Below are 15,142 nucleotides of genomic sequence, written 5' to 3'. Positions count from 1 at the left end.
AGTAAAGGTATTTTGGCATTAGGTTTTGTTTTATGTTTGATTCCTAAATATTATATAATACAAAGGGTAGCAAGAAAGAAGTAGATCATCAAATTAGTACCATAAAAACTCTCTCTTCTTATCATTTAAAATGATTAGATTTACTCAAAAAGATATTTACTTTTTTGAGTAAATCTAATGCTAATAATCCATCGCCATGAAAATCTGTAGTGTACAGACTAAACCAATAACAGGAGATATCGAATGTAATATTGCAGATCATAAAGCATGGATAAAACTTGCTGTTTTACATCAAACAGATTGTATCATATTTCCAGAATTGTCATTGACTGGCTATGAACCAGAATTAGCAAAAAAACTTGCTATATTCCCCAATGATCATCGTCTTGATGATTTTCAAAAATTGAGTGACCAACATAAGATTGTTATCGGTGTTGGGGTTCCAACAAAAAGCAAGACAGGAATTTGCATTAGCATGATTATTTTTCAACCCAATACAGAGAGGAATACGTATTCAAAAAAATATCTACATATAGATGAAGAGCCTTTCTTTGTTCCTGGAGAGAATATAAAACCGTTAATAATTAATGAAGAACAAATTGCAATTGCAATTTGTTATGAAATATCAATACAAGAGCATATAGATCAAGCTATAAAACATAAAGCAACTCTATATATGGCTAGTGTTGCAAAATTTACAAACGGAATTGAAAAAGCCAATCATCGATTAACAGAGATTGCAAAAACACATCATATAACAACGATGATGTCAAATGCTATAGGAAAAGCCGATAATGGTCAATGTGCAGGAAATTCTTCTGTCTGGGATGAGGCCGGTCATAAAATAGGGCAATTAAACAACTCTACAGAAAGGTTTCTAGTTTTTGATACAAAAACAAAAAAATTGACTACAGCATATCGTCAATAAAAATCAATTCATCCTTGGGTTCAGTACATCCAAAAATTTGTAGTAGCATTAAATTTTTGTAAGTTTAAGGGGATAAACCCAATTGATAAAATTGGTTTAGCTACACCTCCTCTAGTTCTTTAATTCAGTCACATAATCCTCACTCTAATGAATACAAACATCATAAAAATACGTTTGCTTTTTACACTGATTACACTTTTTGTAGTAAATACATCATGCTCTCAAACTGAAACGATAGAAACGCAGATTGCCTGGGATACCTGGGGTGTTCCGCATATTACTTCAACTACTATTGAGGATTTATTCTATGCACAAGGCTGGGCTCAAATGCACAATCACGCCAACTTGATTTTAGAGCTTTATGGAAGTTCCAGAGGAAAAGGTGCCGAATATTGGGGACAAAGCAAGCTTCAAAATGATATGCTTATCCATACATTAGGGTTTGAAGAATTAGCAAAAGAGTGGGAAACAAAACAAGATCCCGAAATCAAAACCATTTACACTTCTTTTATCAAAGGTATGAATGCTTATGCAAAAGCTCATCCCGATGCAATAGATCAAAAAAATAAAGTTGTCTTACCGCTTACAGCTCAAGATATGAACATGCACAGTATGTATGTTATCTTCACTCGATTTATTGGTGGCAATGATTTGGGGCGTGTTCAACAATGGCCAGATATGGGATCCAATACGTATGCCATTGGTCCTAAACGCTCTGCTTCTGGAAATGCTATGTTAGTACAAAATCCTCATTTACCCTGGTGGCAAGAATTTTTATTTTTCGAATCACATTTAAATCTTAACGGAAAAAACATGTATGGGACAACGCTAGTTGGTTTTCCTGGAATTGCAATTGGTTTTAATGAAAATTTAGGATGGAGTCATACCGATAATACTATTGACAATGCAGATACATATGAACTAGAATTGAAGGATGGTGGCTATCTTTTAGATGGTAAACTAACAGCGTTTAAAACCTCTTCAAAAACAATAAAAATAAAACAAAAAAATGGTTCATTGATAGATCATAAAATCCCTTTGATGAAGACTATTCATGGTCCAGTAGTTAATAAAACTAAAGACAAGGTACTAGCATTGCGTATGGTGGGATTAGATCGCCCAAATATGTTATTACAATGGTGGAGAATGATTAATAGTGCCAATTTTAATGAATTCGAATCTGCATTAAAAATGGCACAAATCCCATTTTGGAATGTAATGTATGCTGACAAAAAAGGTGAGATTTTTTACCTGTTTAATGGTTTGGTCCCTAAAAGAAACCATGGTGATTGGAAATATTGGAATAGAATTATCCCAGGAGGTAAATCCAAAGATGTGTGGACAGAAGTGCATCCTTATGCCGATTTGCCAAAAGTAAAAAACCCTGCGAATGGTTGGTTACAAAACGCAAATGATCCGCCCTGGACCAGCACTATACCTATGGCCTTAAATCCGGATGACTACCCCAGTTACATGGCTCCTCAATATATGCCTTTTAGACCTCAGCGTTCTGCAAGAATGTTACTAGAGGATGAATCTATAACTTTTGAAGAATTGGTCGCTTATAAACTCTCTACTCGGTTAGAATTTGCAGACCGTATTTTGGATGATCTTTTTGCCGCTGTAGATGCTTCTGATTCCAAAAAAGCAAAAGAAGCAAAGGTAGTTCTCGAAAATTGGGACAGAGAAGCAGATACAGACAGTAAAGGGATGTTACTATTCTTTAACTGGGCTCGTAAATTTAATGTAAGACGAAGCTCTAATTATTCTAAATCATGGAATATCAAAAATCCCAACACAACGCCAGATGGACTTTCTGATCCCAAAAGAGCAGTTGAATTATTAGAAACCTCAGCAACCGAAATAAAAACAAAATTTGGAAAACTAGATATGCCTTGGGGAGATTATTATAGAATCAGGTATAACGGGAAAAACCTTCCTGCCAATGGTATTGATGGATCTATGGGTGTTTTTAGAGTAGCATGGCCAGGAGGTACTGATGAAAATCATATGTATGTAGGCGGTGGTGACTCCTGGGTAGGTGTCATAGAGTTTGGTGATACAGTACATGCAAAAGTATTATTAAGCTATGGTAATGCCACTCAAAAAGATTCTCCCCATAATGGAGATCAATTAGAGTTATTCTCTAAGAAAGAATTACGTGATGCATGGTTTACAGAAGAACAAGTCAAAGACAATACTGCTAAAGTGGAAATTCTTACCAAAAGTGGGTTTCAGGAAAAAGAATAAGGAATATTTTTCATCTAATACAAACAAAAAATGATGTTTTAACTTTAATCATCTTTAAAGATATTATAGTAATTGATCATCATTCATTCCATTTTACCAAAATAATAAAAACCGAATATTTCAAACAATGAAATTCATATTTTGTATCCTTGTAACCTAAAATCAATATTAATAAATAAGGTAATGAAAAATAAAAAAGCTCTTTTAGTGATCGACATGCAAAAAGGCTCTTTTACATCCAAAACACCCCGATTTGATACTAAAGGCGTGGTTAATAAAATCAATGCACTTGCCCAACTATTTAAAGCATCTGATTTGCCTGTAATCTTTATTCAGCATGATGGAACAAAAGAAAATGAATTTATACCTAGTACAGAAGAATGGGAATTATTAGACACTTTAGAGGTAGTTTCTAATGATATTTTTATTGATAAATATGCTAACGATGTATTTTACGAATCTAAGCTACAATCAACGTTAACCAATCTTGCTATAAACGAATTATACATTACAGGATGCGCAACGGATTTTTGTGTAGAATCCACTATACAATCGGCTCTGACTAAAGATTATAATATAACTGTTGTGAGTGATGGTCATACTACTGGTGAAAGACCACATCTCGAAGCCAAAAAAGTGATTGAACATTATAATTGGGTTTGGCAAAATATGATTCCAACCAAAGGAAAAATAGAAGTAAAAAGCTTCGAAGAAATAAAAAATGATATATAAACACCCCCTTTAGGGAATGTAAATTTTTAGACTACATAAAAACAAGTTATTTTTGAGAACAGTCGACTTAAAAAATATAACCCTTTATTGATCATGAAGCACATTTTTTTTATAATTTTTATCTTATTTATTTCATCCTGCGCTACAAATAAATCATCCAAAAATGTGGACATAATTATTTATACGGATTTTTTAAACCCGCAACAAACTTATGATCAAATAAGAAATAATATGATGCAAACGGGGCTTATAGACAGTCTTAAAATTATAGGTAGACCCATTACCGTTTCTTCTTTAGATATTCAAATCGATTCTGTAGCCGTACAACAACTTGAGATTTCGGTTGAAGATTTAGAAAATAAAATTGAGGCCATCTATACATCCAAAATTAGCCCTTCAGATGTAATGCATCAATCTATAAATAACAATAGTGGCAAAAAAATTCCGATAAGTGCTTTCTCAAAAATTATGATTAAGCCTATCAATTATGAGCCAAAAATATTTATACCGCTTCCAGAGGTTTATTATCATGAGGATAAAAAAGCGGTAAAGATTGAATGTTACCATAAAAAGAAAAACAGAAAAAAACTCCTCGAATTTATCCAAAAGACTATGCCTGAATATGCTGATGAGTTTTCTCTTCTAAAAATTGATTTTGAAATTATACAATAGAAAAATGCACAGTTCTGATGTTATAATAAACAGCATTTTTAAAGACATAACCTTCACAAAACCAGAGGTTAGTTTTATGGAGAATACGTTCGAAAGAGTTATACTAACCAAAGGGGAAATTGTCCTCAAAGCAGGTGAAAGAGTTACTGATCAATATTATGTATACGATGGATGCTTACGAACTTTCTTTATCGACAAGGCAGGAAAAGAGCATACTATACAATTTGCAATACAAGATTGGTGGATTAGTGATTATATTGCTTTTTTTACTGGCGAAAAGGCCGTGCTAAATATAGAATGTATTCAAAATGCGGTATTATATAAAATTTCTAAAAAAAATATAGAAAAAACGTATGATAAAATCCCAAAAGTAGAACGATTCTTTAGAAAGAAAATGGAAAAATCATTTGCAAGTTTTCAGAAAAGAATTTTAGCTAATCTCGCACAGTCTGCCAAAGAACGTTATGTTAATTTTATCTCTACATACCCCAATATAGAACAGCATATAAAAAATTATCATATTGCTTCATATCTAGGAATCACAACCGAAAGTCTAAGCAGAATTCGAAAAGAATTGACAACAAGTTAATTTATTACCATACATCAATTTTTTTAATCATCATTAGTTCTAATTTCGCAATTAGAACTAACAAACTATATTTAACTAGTAAGATAAATTACCCCAATTATAATTATTATACTATTCTCTTCTTGTGAAAATCATAGGAGAATCTCCCCCGTTAAAGAAAAATAAATCAACAATAAAAGAAACACAAAAATGAAAAACGTATTATTTGTCTTAACAAGTCATGAGGATTTAGGAAACACTGGACATAAAACTGGATTTTGGATTGAAGAATTTGCAACTCCATATTATCTTTTAAAAGATAAAGGAGTTAAAATTACTATTGCCTCTCCTAAAGGAGGTCAACCACCAATCGATCCAAAAAGTGCTTCATCAGATTTTGAAACAGAATCGACCAAAAGATTTGCCTCTGATAAGGAAACACAAGAAATTTTAGCAAAGACAGTACAATTAGAAACTGTGAATCATTCTGATTTTGATGCTGTATTCTATCCAGGGGGCCATGGTCCACTTTGGGATTTGGCTGAAGATAAAAATTCGATAGCACTAATCGAATCCTTTTATACCAGTAACAAACCTGTAGCTGCAGTTTGTCATGCACCTGCAGTCTTTAAACACACAAAAAACACAGATGGATCGTCTTTGGTAAACGGTAAAAAAGTTACCGGTTTTACAAATAGCGAAGAAGAAGCCGTACAATTAACTTCTATTGTACCATTTCTAGTAGAAGATATGCTACAAAAAAATGGAGGAATTTATTCTAAAGGACAAGATTGGACCCCTTATGCCGTAGAAGATGGGCAATTAATTACAGGGCAAAACCCTGCTTCATCAGAATTAGTAGCAGAGTTGTTACTTCAAAAATTGAGTTAAAGATAATTGATTGCTACATCGATATTATAGCGGCTTGGGTATATATCCTTGCCGCTATTATTTTTACTGCACCTCTATATCAATTAAAAAATAGAGTTTTAAAAATTAAATAGTAAAAAAAAACCTCAGTCCCGAAAAATGGAACTCACTCCATGTATTTTTGATAAATAAGTTAAACTCTTAAAAACTATCAAAATGAAAAAAACTTTTTTTCTATTATTTGCGGCAGTATTTATTTCTCTTACCGCTAGTGCACAATCGGTTTTAGCAACTTCTATTTTACCTAATATTCAGGATTTAAAGAATTTTGCTGGTAATGACCAATATGTTTATGTAAAAGGTTATTATACTCCTGATGATGGTGGTGGTGGTCTTTTCAAAAATGAAGTATCTAATTTTCCAGAAAATGGAGGTACCATTTTTAACGTTAATGGCAATCCAACCAAAAGATGGATTAGACTCTATGATGCTAGTATTAATGTAAAATGGTTTGGAGCAAAAGGTAATTTTCATGATGACGACACAGATGCGATACAAAATGCTATCTATGAATCTCAATATAAAGGGAAGATAGTTTACTTACCCAAAGGGGAATATAGAACTACAAAATCACTTAAAATAGATACAAGACTTGAAAGAATAATAGAAGGGGATACTACTAAAATAATAAGAAGATTGCGAATAATAGGAGAAGAGAAAACACGCACATCGATCCAGGCAGACTTTAATGGAGTTATTTTTGATCTTAAAATGGTACCAGATTCTGACACTATACAAAATATGGTCATAAAAGATATGACCTTAATTACAGTCAATCCTTCTACCAATTTAGTAACTGGTATTCAAATAAGTGAAAATCAAGGTGCACTAATTGAAAATTTAATTTTCCGTGATTTACGATACGATATTTATGCAGATCACTTCTGGTCAAGTACTATAAGAAATTGCAAAAGTTTAATAAATACTACAAATTCAAATTTTAAGAATAGATATCGTTTTAATACCCAATGTAATGATTTATTAATCGAAGGATGTGTCTTAAGTAATTCGGCGAAAAATGATGATTATTTAGTTGTAATAAGCGAACCTTCTTCAAGTATAACTTTTATGAGTTGCACATTCGAATTTGGAAAAGGTTTTTTTATTGACAGCAGAAGTACTAAAGCTGCGTTGACTAATATTTCTTTTATTGGATGCTATTGGGAATGGATACAATATTCAGCCATAAGCATTCATAACCAAGCAAATGTTAGAGGAATAAATATTACGAATAACTATTTTAACTCAATTACTGAAGGAACAGCATGTAATAGAGGTATCGACAGAAATCGATATGAGCCCAATTTTGCAATTGTTCTGGGTGGAGCAAAAGGCATGTCTATTACAGATTCTTATTTTACAAACTGGTGGAAAAATCCAATTTATAGTGCTGGTTTTGCAGAAGGAATAAATATAAACATGTGTACATGGAAAACCATCGAAAATATTAGAGTTGCAGATGCAAATATTTGTAGTAATAATCCTAGCATTATAGCCAATCCAGACTATCCTATAATAAATTCTATCCCCTTAAATAGTCAGGTTTTTAATCCAACATCAGAAAGAGGAAATTACGGAGGTTCTAGTTCATTAAGCAGCATAACTTCTTCTAAAAGTGATAAAATTAGTCTGGCTTCTCCTCCAAAAAATGGGAATTGGATCCAAGGAGACATTATTTTCAATACAAATCCAGTATCTGGTAATTATATAGGTTGGGTGTATTCAAATAATGAATGGTTAGGATTTGGTTTAATTCAAAATAACTAATAATATACCATGACAAATAAAAAAGAAGCTACTCTAGAGCAGCTTCTTTTTTATTCCTAAATCATTATAATATCTTCATTATCATATACTTACTTCAATAAAAAAAATCGATAGACCCCTAAGAGGAATACCAATAAATCTTAAAAAAATGTTAATAAAAATGTGATTTCTTAAGATAAATCTCTATATTCGCCCATTCAAAGTAGCTTCACAACCTCACACACATCATTTTAACATTTAGTATTTATTCTATACAATAGCTTAGTATTATTTCATTAATTTTTTTGACATTAAGCAATGTCATTTTTAATGAAAATAATAGAAAGAAATAATAGCATTAACAGTGCGGAAATTTTTCGCCTGCTTGCTAGTAATTATATCGAAGGGAAATTATCGAATTTAGCTGTAGTATCAGCATATAGTTCGAGTGTGTTGGGGGACACAACAGGTATATAATTACTGAATCCCTTCTCTGAGGAGAGGGGATTTTTTTATTTATTATAGTACATAATCTCTACATATCAAATTTTAAAAAAAACTGATATAAACTTCACAAAACAACTTTATAAGAATTTTCTCTTGAAAACATTTGTGTTTAGCAATAGAATCTGTATATTAGTTAGATACTTCGTAAATACTTCTTCCCCACATTTTTGTATATAAGCAAATAAAAGACTTGTTTCTTTTTCCAATATTTTATGCTTTAAAACCAACCATAAAACAAAAAAAATGATTACACCTCCTATAGAAAAAATACTTTCGGTAATGGATCAAAAAGGGTATAGAGTTTATAATACTCCCGCAATCGATTGGAATCTAAATATAGTTGGAATACGAAATAAGAACATAGTTCCCGATAAATTTGATGACACTCTGGTTATCTTTCATAACTTTCTTAACCATTGGCATATTTCATATTATCCTATCACCACCGATCCAAGTATTTTTTATCTAAAAAAGCCTCTCAATCCTAAAGGGACAGCTGTTTTATTAGAAGGCCAATATAAAAGCACATATAAAATCGATAAACATAATGGACGATATTATGCATTATGTCAAAGATTAGCAGACGTTTCTGTATATCGTGACAATGACAAAAATGGCACATTAGCTTTACAACCAGATACCATACAAACAGGTAGGTTTGGTATCAATATTCATAGAGGGCCGAGAAATGGTAATTGGGGTACTGATAATAACCCTGCATATTCTGCAGGTTGTCAGGTTTTTGCAGACTCCAGACATTTTAATGAGTTCATGAATAAATGTAAAAACGGTGAGAAAGCATTTGGAAACAAATTCACCTATACTCTTCTTAATGAAGCTGATTTTTTATAAAGAAATTGTTACCCCGTTTTATCAACTTGACTTCGTAAGCACTACGTCATGATTTAGCAAAATTATGGAATAAGAAAGGACTTGTTTCCTTTCTTTTCCATATCAAAAGTTAACTACTGTAGATCTTCTTCTTTAAAATACAATAATATAAGAATAAGTATTAATAAGAAGTCAAAGTACTTTACACAGATATCACTTCATCATCATCTAATAGTTCCTCTTGTCGAAGACGCAGCAAAATTTGGGCTACAGCAACAGTATCTTTTTCACAATAAATCACAATGCGATCGATATCCTCTTCTTCATAAAAAACCTGTCGTACCTGACTACCATTTATATCATCTTTTGGAGAGGGAATTCCCAGAATACCGGTAAGTAATTTTAAAGAAGTATAATGTTTGTAATCTCCGAATTTCCATAAATCTAAAGTGTCTAAATGTGGTACTTCCCAGGGTTTTTTACCAAAGAGATTAAGCTTGTGAGGTAGTGATATATTATGAATAATCATCCTACGGGCGATATAAGGGAAATCAAACTCTTTTCCGTTATGAGCACAAAGTAAATGATGCGGCCTGCTAAAATGAGTTTCTATTAAATTCTTAAAATCTATCAATAGTTGTTTTTCTTCTCCAAAAAAGGAGGTAGTTCTAAAAGACCTCGTTTCTCCTTTGGACGTAAAATACCCAACTGATATACATACTATCTTGCCAAACTCTGCCCAGATACCAGCTCGTTCATAAAACTCTTCTGGAGAGAATTCTTCTTTACGTTGATATTTAGTTTTATCCGCCCAGAGATATTTCATTTCTTCACTGAGTTCTTCAAAATCTTTATGTTCTGGAACTGTTTCTATATCCAAAAACAGGATATGCTCTAAATTAAGTTTATGAAGCATTCTCCAACATTTTATATGCTTCTTCAATGAAGACAAAGAAATCTTCTGTAAATGATTCTCCTGGAACAAACTGACCTCTGTTATGACCTAATCTAACTATCATAATATTATCTTCTGGTATGCAAATTACGTACTGTCCCAAAATACCTCTCATTGCAAATATCTTCTTGTCCAAATGATCTGATAACCAAAAGCCATACCCATACATTTCGCCATCTTCAAATCTCGCTCTAGTTGCTATTTCAGTAAATTCTTCAGGTAGTATTTGTTCTCCCTCAAAAACACCTTTATTCTTAAACAACATCCCGAAACGTGCAAAATCTCTTGCATTACTTGCTACACAACAATATGCTTTCTCCATACCGCTATCATCACTATCTAATTGCCAGATTGCATCCTGCTGCATCCCTAAAGGTTTCCAGAAACTTTGACTTAAATATGATGATAATTGTTGGCCCGTAGCTTTCTCAATCACCATACCTAATAACTGAGTATTTCCGCTAAGATATTTGAATTTTTTTCCCGGCTCGTCTACCACTTCTAATCCTAACATTACATCTCTAATATTGGGATCATAGTATACCCTTGCTGTAATAGAAAATGGACTTGTGTAGTGTTCTGTCCAATTAAGACCCGATGACATTGAAGAAAGGTCTCCTACTGTTGTTTTTGCTGCAAGTCCCTTAGAAAATTCAGGGAAAAAATCTCCTAAAGGTTGATCTAGACTTTTTATATGACCATCCATTATTGCTTTACCGAGCATCCCTGTCACCAAGCTTTTTGCCATAGAGAAAGAATTAGTTTTTGAATCTTTATTATATCCTTCGGCATAATTTTCATACCAAATACTATCATTCTTAACAATCATAAAAGCAACAGTTCCAAGTTGTTCATTAATTGCATCCAATTTATCAGTAGATTTTGCCTTATTATAATCTGGATGAACAGCCCAAGCAGATGTACTATTTCCTTTTTCTATTTTACGGTTATCAAAATGTGGATAATCATCTATATATGCTGTAGTATGCCCAGTCATATATACCACTCTTACTCCTTTTAGGATATAATCGTAATCAAAAATATATAATAGTGCTACGCAAAGGAGAATAATAATTAGAAAACTTTTAAGAAGAAATTTAAGTATACGTTTTATCATTTCTATGTAAGATTGAGTTTATATGATCATTTGCCAAACAAGTACCTTGTTTATAGCTAATGTATGAAAATTAATTGCACATAAATAACCACTACAAAAATTTAAAAACTCTAAAGTTTTTATGATTTATAGGATTAAACCACAATAATAGAACATCTCAGTTTCATTTTTTGAAACTGAATATTTCTATGACAATATTGTTTTAGGTTTAGGTTATAAAAAAGGAATTTTTAGAACAACGATTGTTGCTTTACTGGATTTTCATGATCTAGCAGCCATTTTTTTCGCCATAGTCCTCCTGCATACCCTGTAAGCGATCCATCACTTCCAATCACCCTATGACAAGGTATAATAATCCACAATGGATTCTTACCATTAGCACTTGCTGCTGCACGTATACATTTTGGATCTCCTAATCGTTTGGCCATATCCAAATATGTAGCAGTTTTACCAAAGGGAATATGAAGTAATTCATTCCAGACTTTTTTTTGAAAATCAGTACCCACAGGATTTAAAACAAGATTAAAATCAGTGCGTTTTCCTTCAAAATATTCGTGTAATTGAGAAACTGCATTCTGTAAATGAGAAGGTATATCAATCGAAGGTGTATTTGTAGATTCTTTGGTAACAGAAACACTAGTTATTCCATCCTTATTTCCTGTTATAGTAGCAATCCCTAAGGGGGTATCTATATACACTTCTTCTATCATTCTTCTTTTTTGTCGTCTAAAATCCCTAGGCGTCGGGCGCGACTTTCCCAATTCTTACGAGCAAGTACTTGCATATCAGTTTCGGTATCACTTTCATCAACGATCTCTAATCCTAAAAGGGTCTCAATTACGTCTTCCATAGTTACCAAACCACTTATTGAACCATATTCATCAACAACCAATGCTATATGATTTTTGGTTTGAATCAATTCATTAAATAAATCTGGAATCGGTAGGTTTCTCGTTGTGAAAATTATAGGTCTTTTTATATCTGCCAAGGTTTTATGACCATTTTGATTGGCCATTTCTTTAAAAATCTCATCTTTTAATACCTGTCCCGTGATATTATCCGCTTTCTCATTATAAATAGGTATTCTTGAAAAACGAAGGTTTTGATTCTCATTAAAAAATTCTTCGACTGTGGTTTTTTCTGATGCAGTTTTCATTACTGTTCTTGGAGTCATTACATCTTTGGTGAAAATCTTTTTAAAATTTAATAGATTTTTGATCACTTTTGATTCTGACTCTTCAAAAACTCCTTCTTCTTCGGCAATATCTGTCATTGCTGTAAAATCTTCTCTACTCAATACTGATCCATGATGGCCTTTACCTCCAATAAGCTTGGTAGTAAGTCGTAATATCCACAAGATTCCTGTATATTTTAAAGGAGCTATTAAAATAACTAGTGCTTTAGAAGTAAAATTTGCCAATTGCTTCCAAAATGTAGCTCCAATAGTTTTGGGAATAATTTCTGACAATACCAGAATCAGTAATGTCATGATAGTAGAGACAATCCCTACCATATTAACCCCAAAAATTTCATACTTATATGGTAATTGCTCTGCTTGTACTCCCACTAAAATTGCTCCAACAGTGTGGGCAATTGTGTTTAAGGTAAGAATGGCAATAAGTGGTTGATCTACATCTTTTTTTAGATTCTCTAATGTAGTTGCATACGATTTTCTTTCTTTCTTTTTAACATTAATAAATGTCGGAGTTACACTAAGCAATACTGCTTCTAATATCGAACATAAAAACGAAAAGAAAATAGAAAGTACGGCGTAAATAATTAGTAAGGTCATTTTATCTTAAATATGCTACTAAAGTAAGTATTTTGTAACTAAGTTATAACATAAACCTAATGTGTATTTTAACATTTTTCGTCATAAACTAAACCTTACATCAAAAAATAAAAGCATATAATTTTCTATTTAGTCTCTGTTTTGCCTATTTCATTCATATACACAGTCACAGCTTTAAGTTCTTCTTCTGTGAATGTTTTGATAATAGCAAAATTGGTTTTCATCACCGCATAAGTTTCTGGATCCACAATAGGTTCTGCTTCTTGTTTTAAGAATGCAATTAGATCACCATTTTGTTCTTCATATATCTTTATAATATCGATAACTCCGGGGCCTATAGATTTCTTATCAATTTTATGGCACGTATAGCACTTCCCTTTTCCATTAAAAACACTTTTTCCCAAATCAAAAGAAGAAATTTTCTCTTTCTTTGTCCCTATTTTTATCTCTTCTTTATCTTTTTTTTCTGATTGACAACTTGTTGAAAATAATAGTACTATTCCAAACAGTACTCCGATTTTATATATGTAATTCATGAAAGGTTTTAACTATATTTTTCTTTAATCTTTTCGATATCATTTTTAAAGCGTTCTAATAAATCTCTTGAAAAATTAGTAATCACTTTTTCTTCTTTGCTATTCATTCCCTCACTTGCATCTGCAATTTTGGCAAGTGCGTAAAGCATAAAATCATACTCTTCATCGGGTCCATTATCAGAAAACACTTCTATTACTTTCTTGTATAGGGTTTCTATATCATTTTGATTTTTATTTTCATAATCAAAAGACCACTTGATTACCGCTCCTTTTGGATGTCCTTTCAAAATTTCTTCGAGTGTTTCGACTTCTTCTTTCTGAATAACCCCATCACTCATTGCAATTACATAAAGTAATTCTCCAAAGGTCTGATATAATCTATCTCTGCTTACCATAAAATCATAGTTTTATTTTATTAACCCCATTTAATTTATTTCAAACTTGTTATGCACAAACGACATTTGTCTTAACTCAAAAGCTTAACAATATCTTTTGCAAAATAACTAGCGATAATATGCGCTCCTGCTCTTTTGAATGCCATAATCTGTTCTAACATGACAGTATCATGGTCTAACCATCCTTTTTCTGCTGCTGCTTTCACCATTGCATATTCTCCACTTACTTGATATACAGCTACAGGAACATCTACTGCATCTCTTACATCTCTTACGATATCCAGATAACAAAGACCAGGTTTTACCATGACAATATCTGCACCTTCATCGATATCCATAAGCGTTTCTTTGATCGCTTCATCCCGATTAGAAAAATCCATTTGATATGTCTTTTTATCTCCAAATCCGGGAGCAGAATCCAGTGCATCTCTAAAAGGTCCATAAAAGGCTGATGCATATTTCGCACTATAACTCATGATCCCCGTTTGTTTAAAACTCTCTTTTTCTAATACTTCCCGAATGGCCAAAATTCGTCCGTCCATCATATCACTAGGTGCAACAAAATCTGCACCTGCCTGAGCATGTGACAAAGACATCTCTGCCAAAACTTTGCAGGTTTCATCATTGATGATATACCCTTTCTCTACAATTCCATCATGCCCATATGAAGAATATGGATCTAATGCTACATCGGTCATTACAAGTATATCTGGAGCAGCCTCCTTCACTGTTTTAACCGCCCGTTGCATGAGTCCTTCTGGATTTATTGCCTCTGTTCCTTTATTATCTTTAAGATCATCGGGGACTTTTACAAAAAGTAATACTGATTTTAATCCCATAGACCAAAGTTCTTTTACCTCATTTGTAAGTAAATCGAGGCTATATCTATAATACCCTGGCATCGAAGGGATCTCGTCTTTTATTCCTTTTCCTTCTACTACAAAAAGGGGAACTAAAAAATCATGTGGAGTAATGGTATGTTCTCTAACTAAAGAACGAATCGCTTCATTAGTTCTTAGTCTTCTGTTTCTGCGAAGTTGTTGCATTCTTAATGGTAAAATTTGATATGTGTAAAGATACTCATATATCTGTTATTTTTTTCGTATTCGAATTTGTCTAAAAACAAAATATTTTTTTTCGCGTTTATACAAAATAGAAATTCAAAAGTGGGGTTTGATTGGTC

At 32.4% G+C, this 15,142-nt stretch carries 15 protein-coding genes; 8 read left to right on the top strand and 7 right to left on the bottom strand.

The annotated features are described in order from the left end of the window. Nucleotides 1-196: 196 nt before the first annotated feature. From PQF96_RS22745 to PQF96_RS22710, 8 genes are all read left to right on the top strand, one after another. On the top strand, nt 197-928 hold the full coding sequence (locus PQF96_RS22745; RefSeq protein WP_271768631.1) for a carbon-nitrogen hydrolase family protein: 732 nt from the start codon (nt 197-199) through the stop codon (nt 926-928). Nucleotides 929-1,075: 147 nt separating this feature from the next. Then, nucleotides 1,076-3,178 carry an acylase gene (locus PQF96_RS22740; RefSeq protein ID WP_271768628.1) on the top strand — a complete coding sequence of 701 codons (2,103 nt, stop codon included), beginning with the start codon at nt 1,076-1,078 and terminating at the stop codon, nt 3,176-3,178. A gap of 183 nt (nt 3,179-3,361) precedes the next feature. Then, on the top strand, nt 3,362-3,910 hold the full coding sequence (locus PQF96_RS22735; protein WP_271768625.1) for an isochorismatase family protein: 549 nt from the start codon (nt 3,362-3,364) through the stop codon (nt 3,908-3,910). A gap of 165 nt (nt 3,911-4,075) precedes the next feature. Further along, nucleotides 4,076-4,582, top strand: coding sequence for a hypothetical protein (locus PQF96_RS22730; RefSeq protein WP_271768623.1), 507 nt, complete (start codon nt 4,076-4,078; stop codon nt 4,580-4,582). Nucleotides 4,583-4,658: 76 nt separating this feature from the next. Continuing rightward, the gene (locus tag PQF96_RS22725) at nt 4,659-5,171 is read left to right on the top strand and encodes a Crp/Fnr family transcriptional regulator (protein WP_271768621.1); all 513 of its coding nucleotides are present in this window, start codon (nt 4,659-4,661) and stop codon (nt 5,169-5,171) included. Between the two features lie 189 nt (nt 5,172-5,360). After that, nucleotides 5,361-6,041: a type 1 glutamine amidotransferase domain-containing protein gene (locus PQF96_RS22720; RefSeq protein ID WP_271768619.1), complete on the top strand. Its 681-nt coding sequence runs from the start codon at nt 5,361-5,363 to the stop codon at nt 6,039-6,041. 195 nt (nt 6,042-6,236) lie between these two features. Beyond that, nucleotides 6,237-7,847 carry a glycosyl hydrolase family 28-related protein gene (locus tag PQF96_RS22715; RefSeq protein WP_271768617.1) on the top strand — a complete coding sequence of 537 codons (1,611 nt, stop codon included), beginning with the start codon at nt 6,237-6,239 and terminating at the stop codon, nt 7,845-7,847. 729 nt (nt 7,848-8,576) lie between these two features. Further along, the gene (locus PQF96_RS22710; RefSeq protein ID WP_271768615.1) at nt 8,577-9,185 is read left to right on the top strand and encodes a hypothetical protein; all 609 of its coding nucleotides are present in this window, start codon (nt 8,577-8,579) and stop codon (nt 9,183-9,185) included. A gap of 181 nt (nt 9,186-9,366) precedes the next feature. On the opposite strand, the gene PQF96_RS22705 is transcribed toward PQF96_RS22710, so the two are convergent. The 7 genes from PQF96_RS22705 to hemB all read right to left on the bottom strand — a co-directional run bounded on the left by PQF96_RS22705 (nt 9,367) and on the right by hemB (nt 15,005). Continuing rightward, complete coding sequence (locus PQF96_RS22705) at nt 9,367-10,080, bottom strand: 3'-5' exonuclease (RefSeq protein ID WP_271768612.1); 714 nt, start codon at nt 10,078-10,080, stop codon at nt 9,367-9,369. Then, nucleotides 10,070-11,236 (bottom strand): serine hydrolase domain-containing protein, encoded by a 1,167-nt coding sequence (locus PQF96_RS22700; RefSeq protein WP_109435987.1) that lies wholly within the window; start codon nt 11,234-11,236, stop codon nt 10,070-10,072. The genes PQF96_RS22705 and PQF96_RS22700 overlap by 11 nt, the downstream gene beginning before the upstream one ends. Before the next feature lie 230 nt (nt 11,237-11,466). Next, nucleotides 11,467-11,946 carry a methylated-DNA--[protein]-cysteine S-methyltransferase gene (locus tag PQF96_RS22695; protein ID WP_408629615.1) on the bottom strand — a complete coding sequence of 160 codons (480 nt, stop codon included), beginning with the start codon at nt 11,944-11,946 and terminating at the stop codon, nt 11,467-11,469. Next, on the bottom strand, nt 11,943-13,028 hold the full coding sequence (locus tag PQF96_RS22690) for a CNNM domain-containing protein (protein WP_271768608.1): 1,086 nt from the start codon (nt 13,026-13,028) through the stop codon (nt 11,943-11,945). The genes PQF96_RS22695 and PQF96_RS22690 overlap by 4 nt, the downstream gene beginning before the upstream one ends. A gap of 125 nt (nt 13,029-13,153) precedes the next feature. Further along, nucleotides 13,154-13,564 (bottom strand): c-type cytochrome, encoded by a 411-nt coding sequence (locus PQF96_RS22685; RefSeq protein ID WP_271768606.1) that lies wholly within the window; start codon nt 13,562-13,564, stop codon nt 13,154-13,156. A gap of 8 nt (nt 13,565-13,572) precedes the next feature. Beyond that, entirely contained in the window at nt 13,573-13,959 is a 387-nt protein-coding gene (locus PQF96_RS22680; RefSeq protein WP_143917594.1) for a tellurite resistance TerB family protein, read from the bottom strand. 71 nt (nt 13,960-14,030) lie between these two features. Further along, nucleotides 14,031-15,005 carry a porphobilinogen synthase gene (gene hemB, locus PQF96_RS22675; RefSeq protein ID WP_271768604.1) on the bottom strand — a complete coding sequence of 325 codons (975 nt, stop codon included), beginning with the start codon at nt 15,003-15,005 and terminating at the stop codon, nt 14,031-14,033. Nucleotides 15,006-15,142: the final 137 nt, after the last annotated feature.

The sequence above is a fragment of the Aquimarina algiphila genome (assembly GCF_947494415.1).
Classification (GTDB): domain Bacteria; phylum Bacteroidota; class Bacteroidia; order Flavobacteriales; family Flavobacteriaceae; genus Aquimarina; species Aquimarina algiphila.
The sequence above is the reverse complement of the archived record's forward strand: the minus strand, read 5'-3'. Positions and strand labels throughout refer to the sequence as shown.

Excerpts from the sequence above, each read along its gene's own strand:
- PQF96_RS22735 (WP_271768625.1), top strand. The coding sequence starts at position 3,362 with ATGAAAAATAAAAAAGCTCTTTTAGTGATCGACATGCAAAAAGGCTCT.
- PQF96_RS22720 (WP_271768619.1), top strand. The coding sequence starts at position 5,361 with ATGAAAAACGTATTATTTGTCTTAACAAGTCATGAGGATTTAGGAAAC.
- PQF96_RS22710 (WP_271768615.1), top strand. The coding sequence starts at position 8,577 with ATGATTACACCTCCTATAGAAAAAATACTTTCGGTAATGGATCAAAAA.
- hemB (WP_271768604.1), bottom strand. The coding sequence starts at position 15,005 with ATGCAACAACTTCGCAGAAACAGAAGACTAAGAACTAATGAAGCGATT.
- PQF96_RS22745 (WP_271768631.1), top strand. The coding sequence starts at position 197 with ATGAAAATCTGTAGTGTACAGACTAAACCAATAACAGGAGATATCGAA.
- PQF96_RS22690 (WP_271768608.1), bottom strand. The coding sequence starts at position 13,028 with ATGACCTTACTAATTATTTACGCCGTACTTTCTATTTTCTTTTCGTTT.
- PQF96_RS22715 (WP_271768617.1), top strand. The coding sequence starts at position 6,237 with ATGAAAAAAACTTTTTTTCTATTATTTGCGGCAGTATTTATTTCTCTT.
- PQF96_RS22680 (WP_143917594.1), bottom strand. The coding sequence starts at position 13,959 with ATGGTAAGCAGAGATAGATTATATCAGACCTTTGGAGAATTACTTTAT.
- PQF96_RS22705 (WP_271768612.1), bottom strand. The coding sequence starts at position 10,080 with ATGCTTCATAAACTTAATTTAGAGCATATCCTGTTTTTGGATATAGAA.
- PQF96_RS22700 (WP_109435987.1), bottom strand. The coding sequence starts at position 11,236 with ATGATAAAACGTATACTTAAATTTCTTCTTAAAAGTTTTCTAATTATT.
- PQF96_RS22740 (WP_271768628.1), top strand. The coding sequence starts at position 1,076 with ATGAATACAAACATCATAAAAATACGTTTGCTTTTTACACTGATTACA.
- PQF96_RS22695 (WP_408629615.1), bottom strand. The coding sequence starts at position 11,946 with ATGATAGAAGAAGTGTATATAGATACCCCCTTAGGGATTGCTACTATA.
- PQF96_RS22725 (WP_271768621.1), top strand. The coding sequence starts at position 4,659 with ATGGAGAATACGTTCGAAAGAGTTATACTAACCAAAGGGGAAATTGTC.
- PQF96_RS22685 (WP_271768606.1), bottom strand. The coding sequence starts at position 13,564 with ATGAATTACATATATAAAATCGGAGTACTGTTTGGAATAGTACTATTA.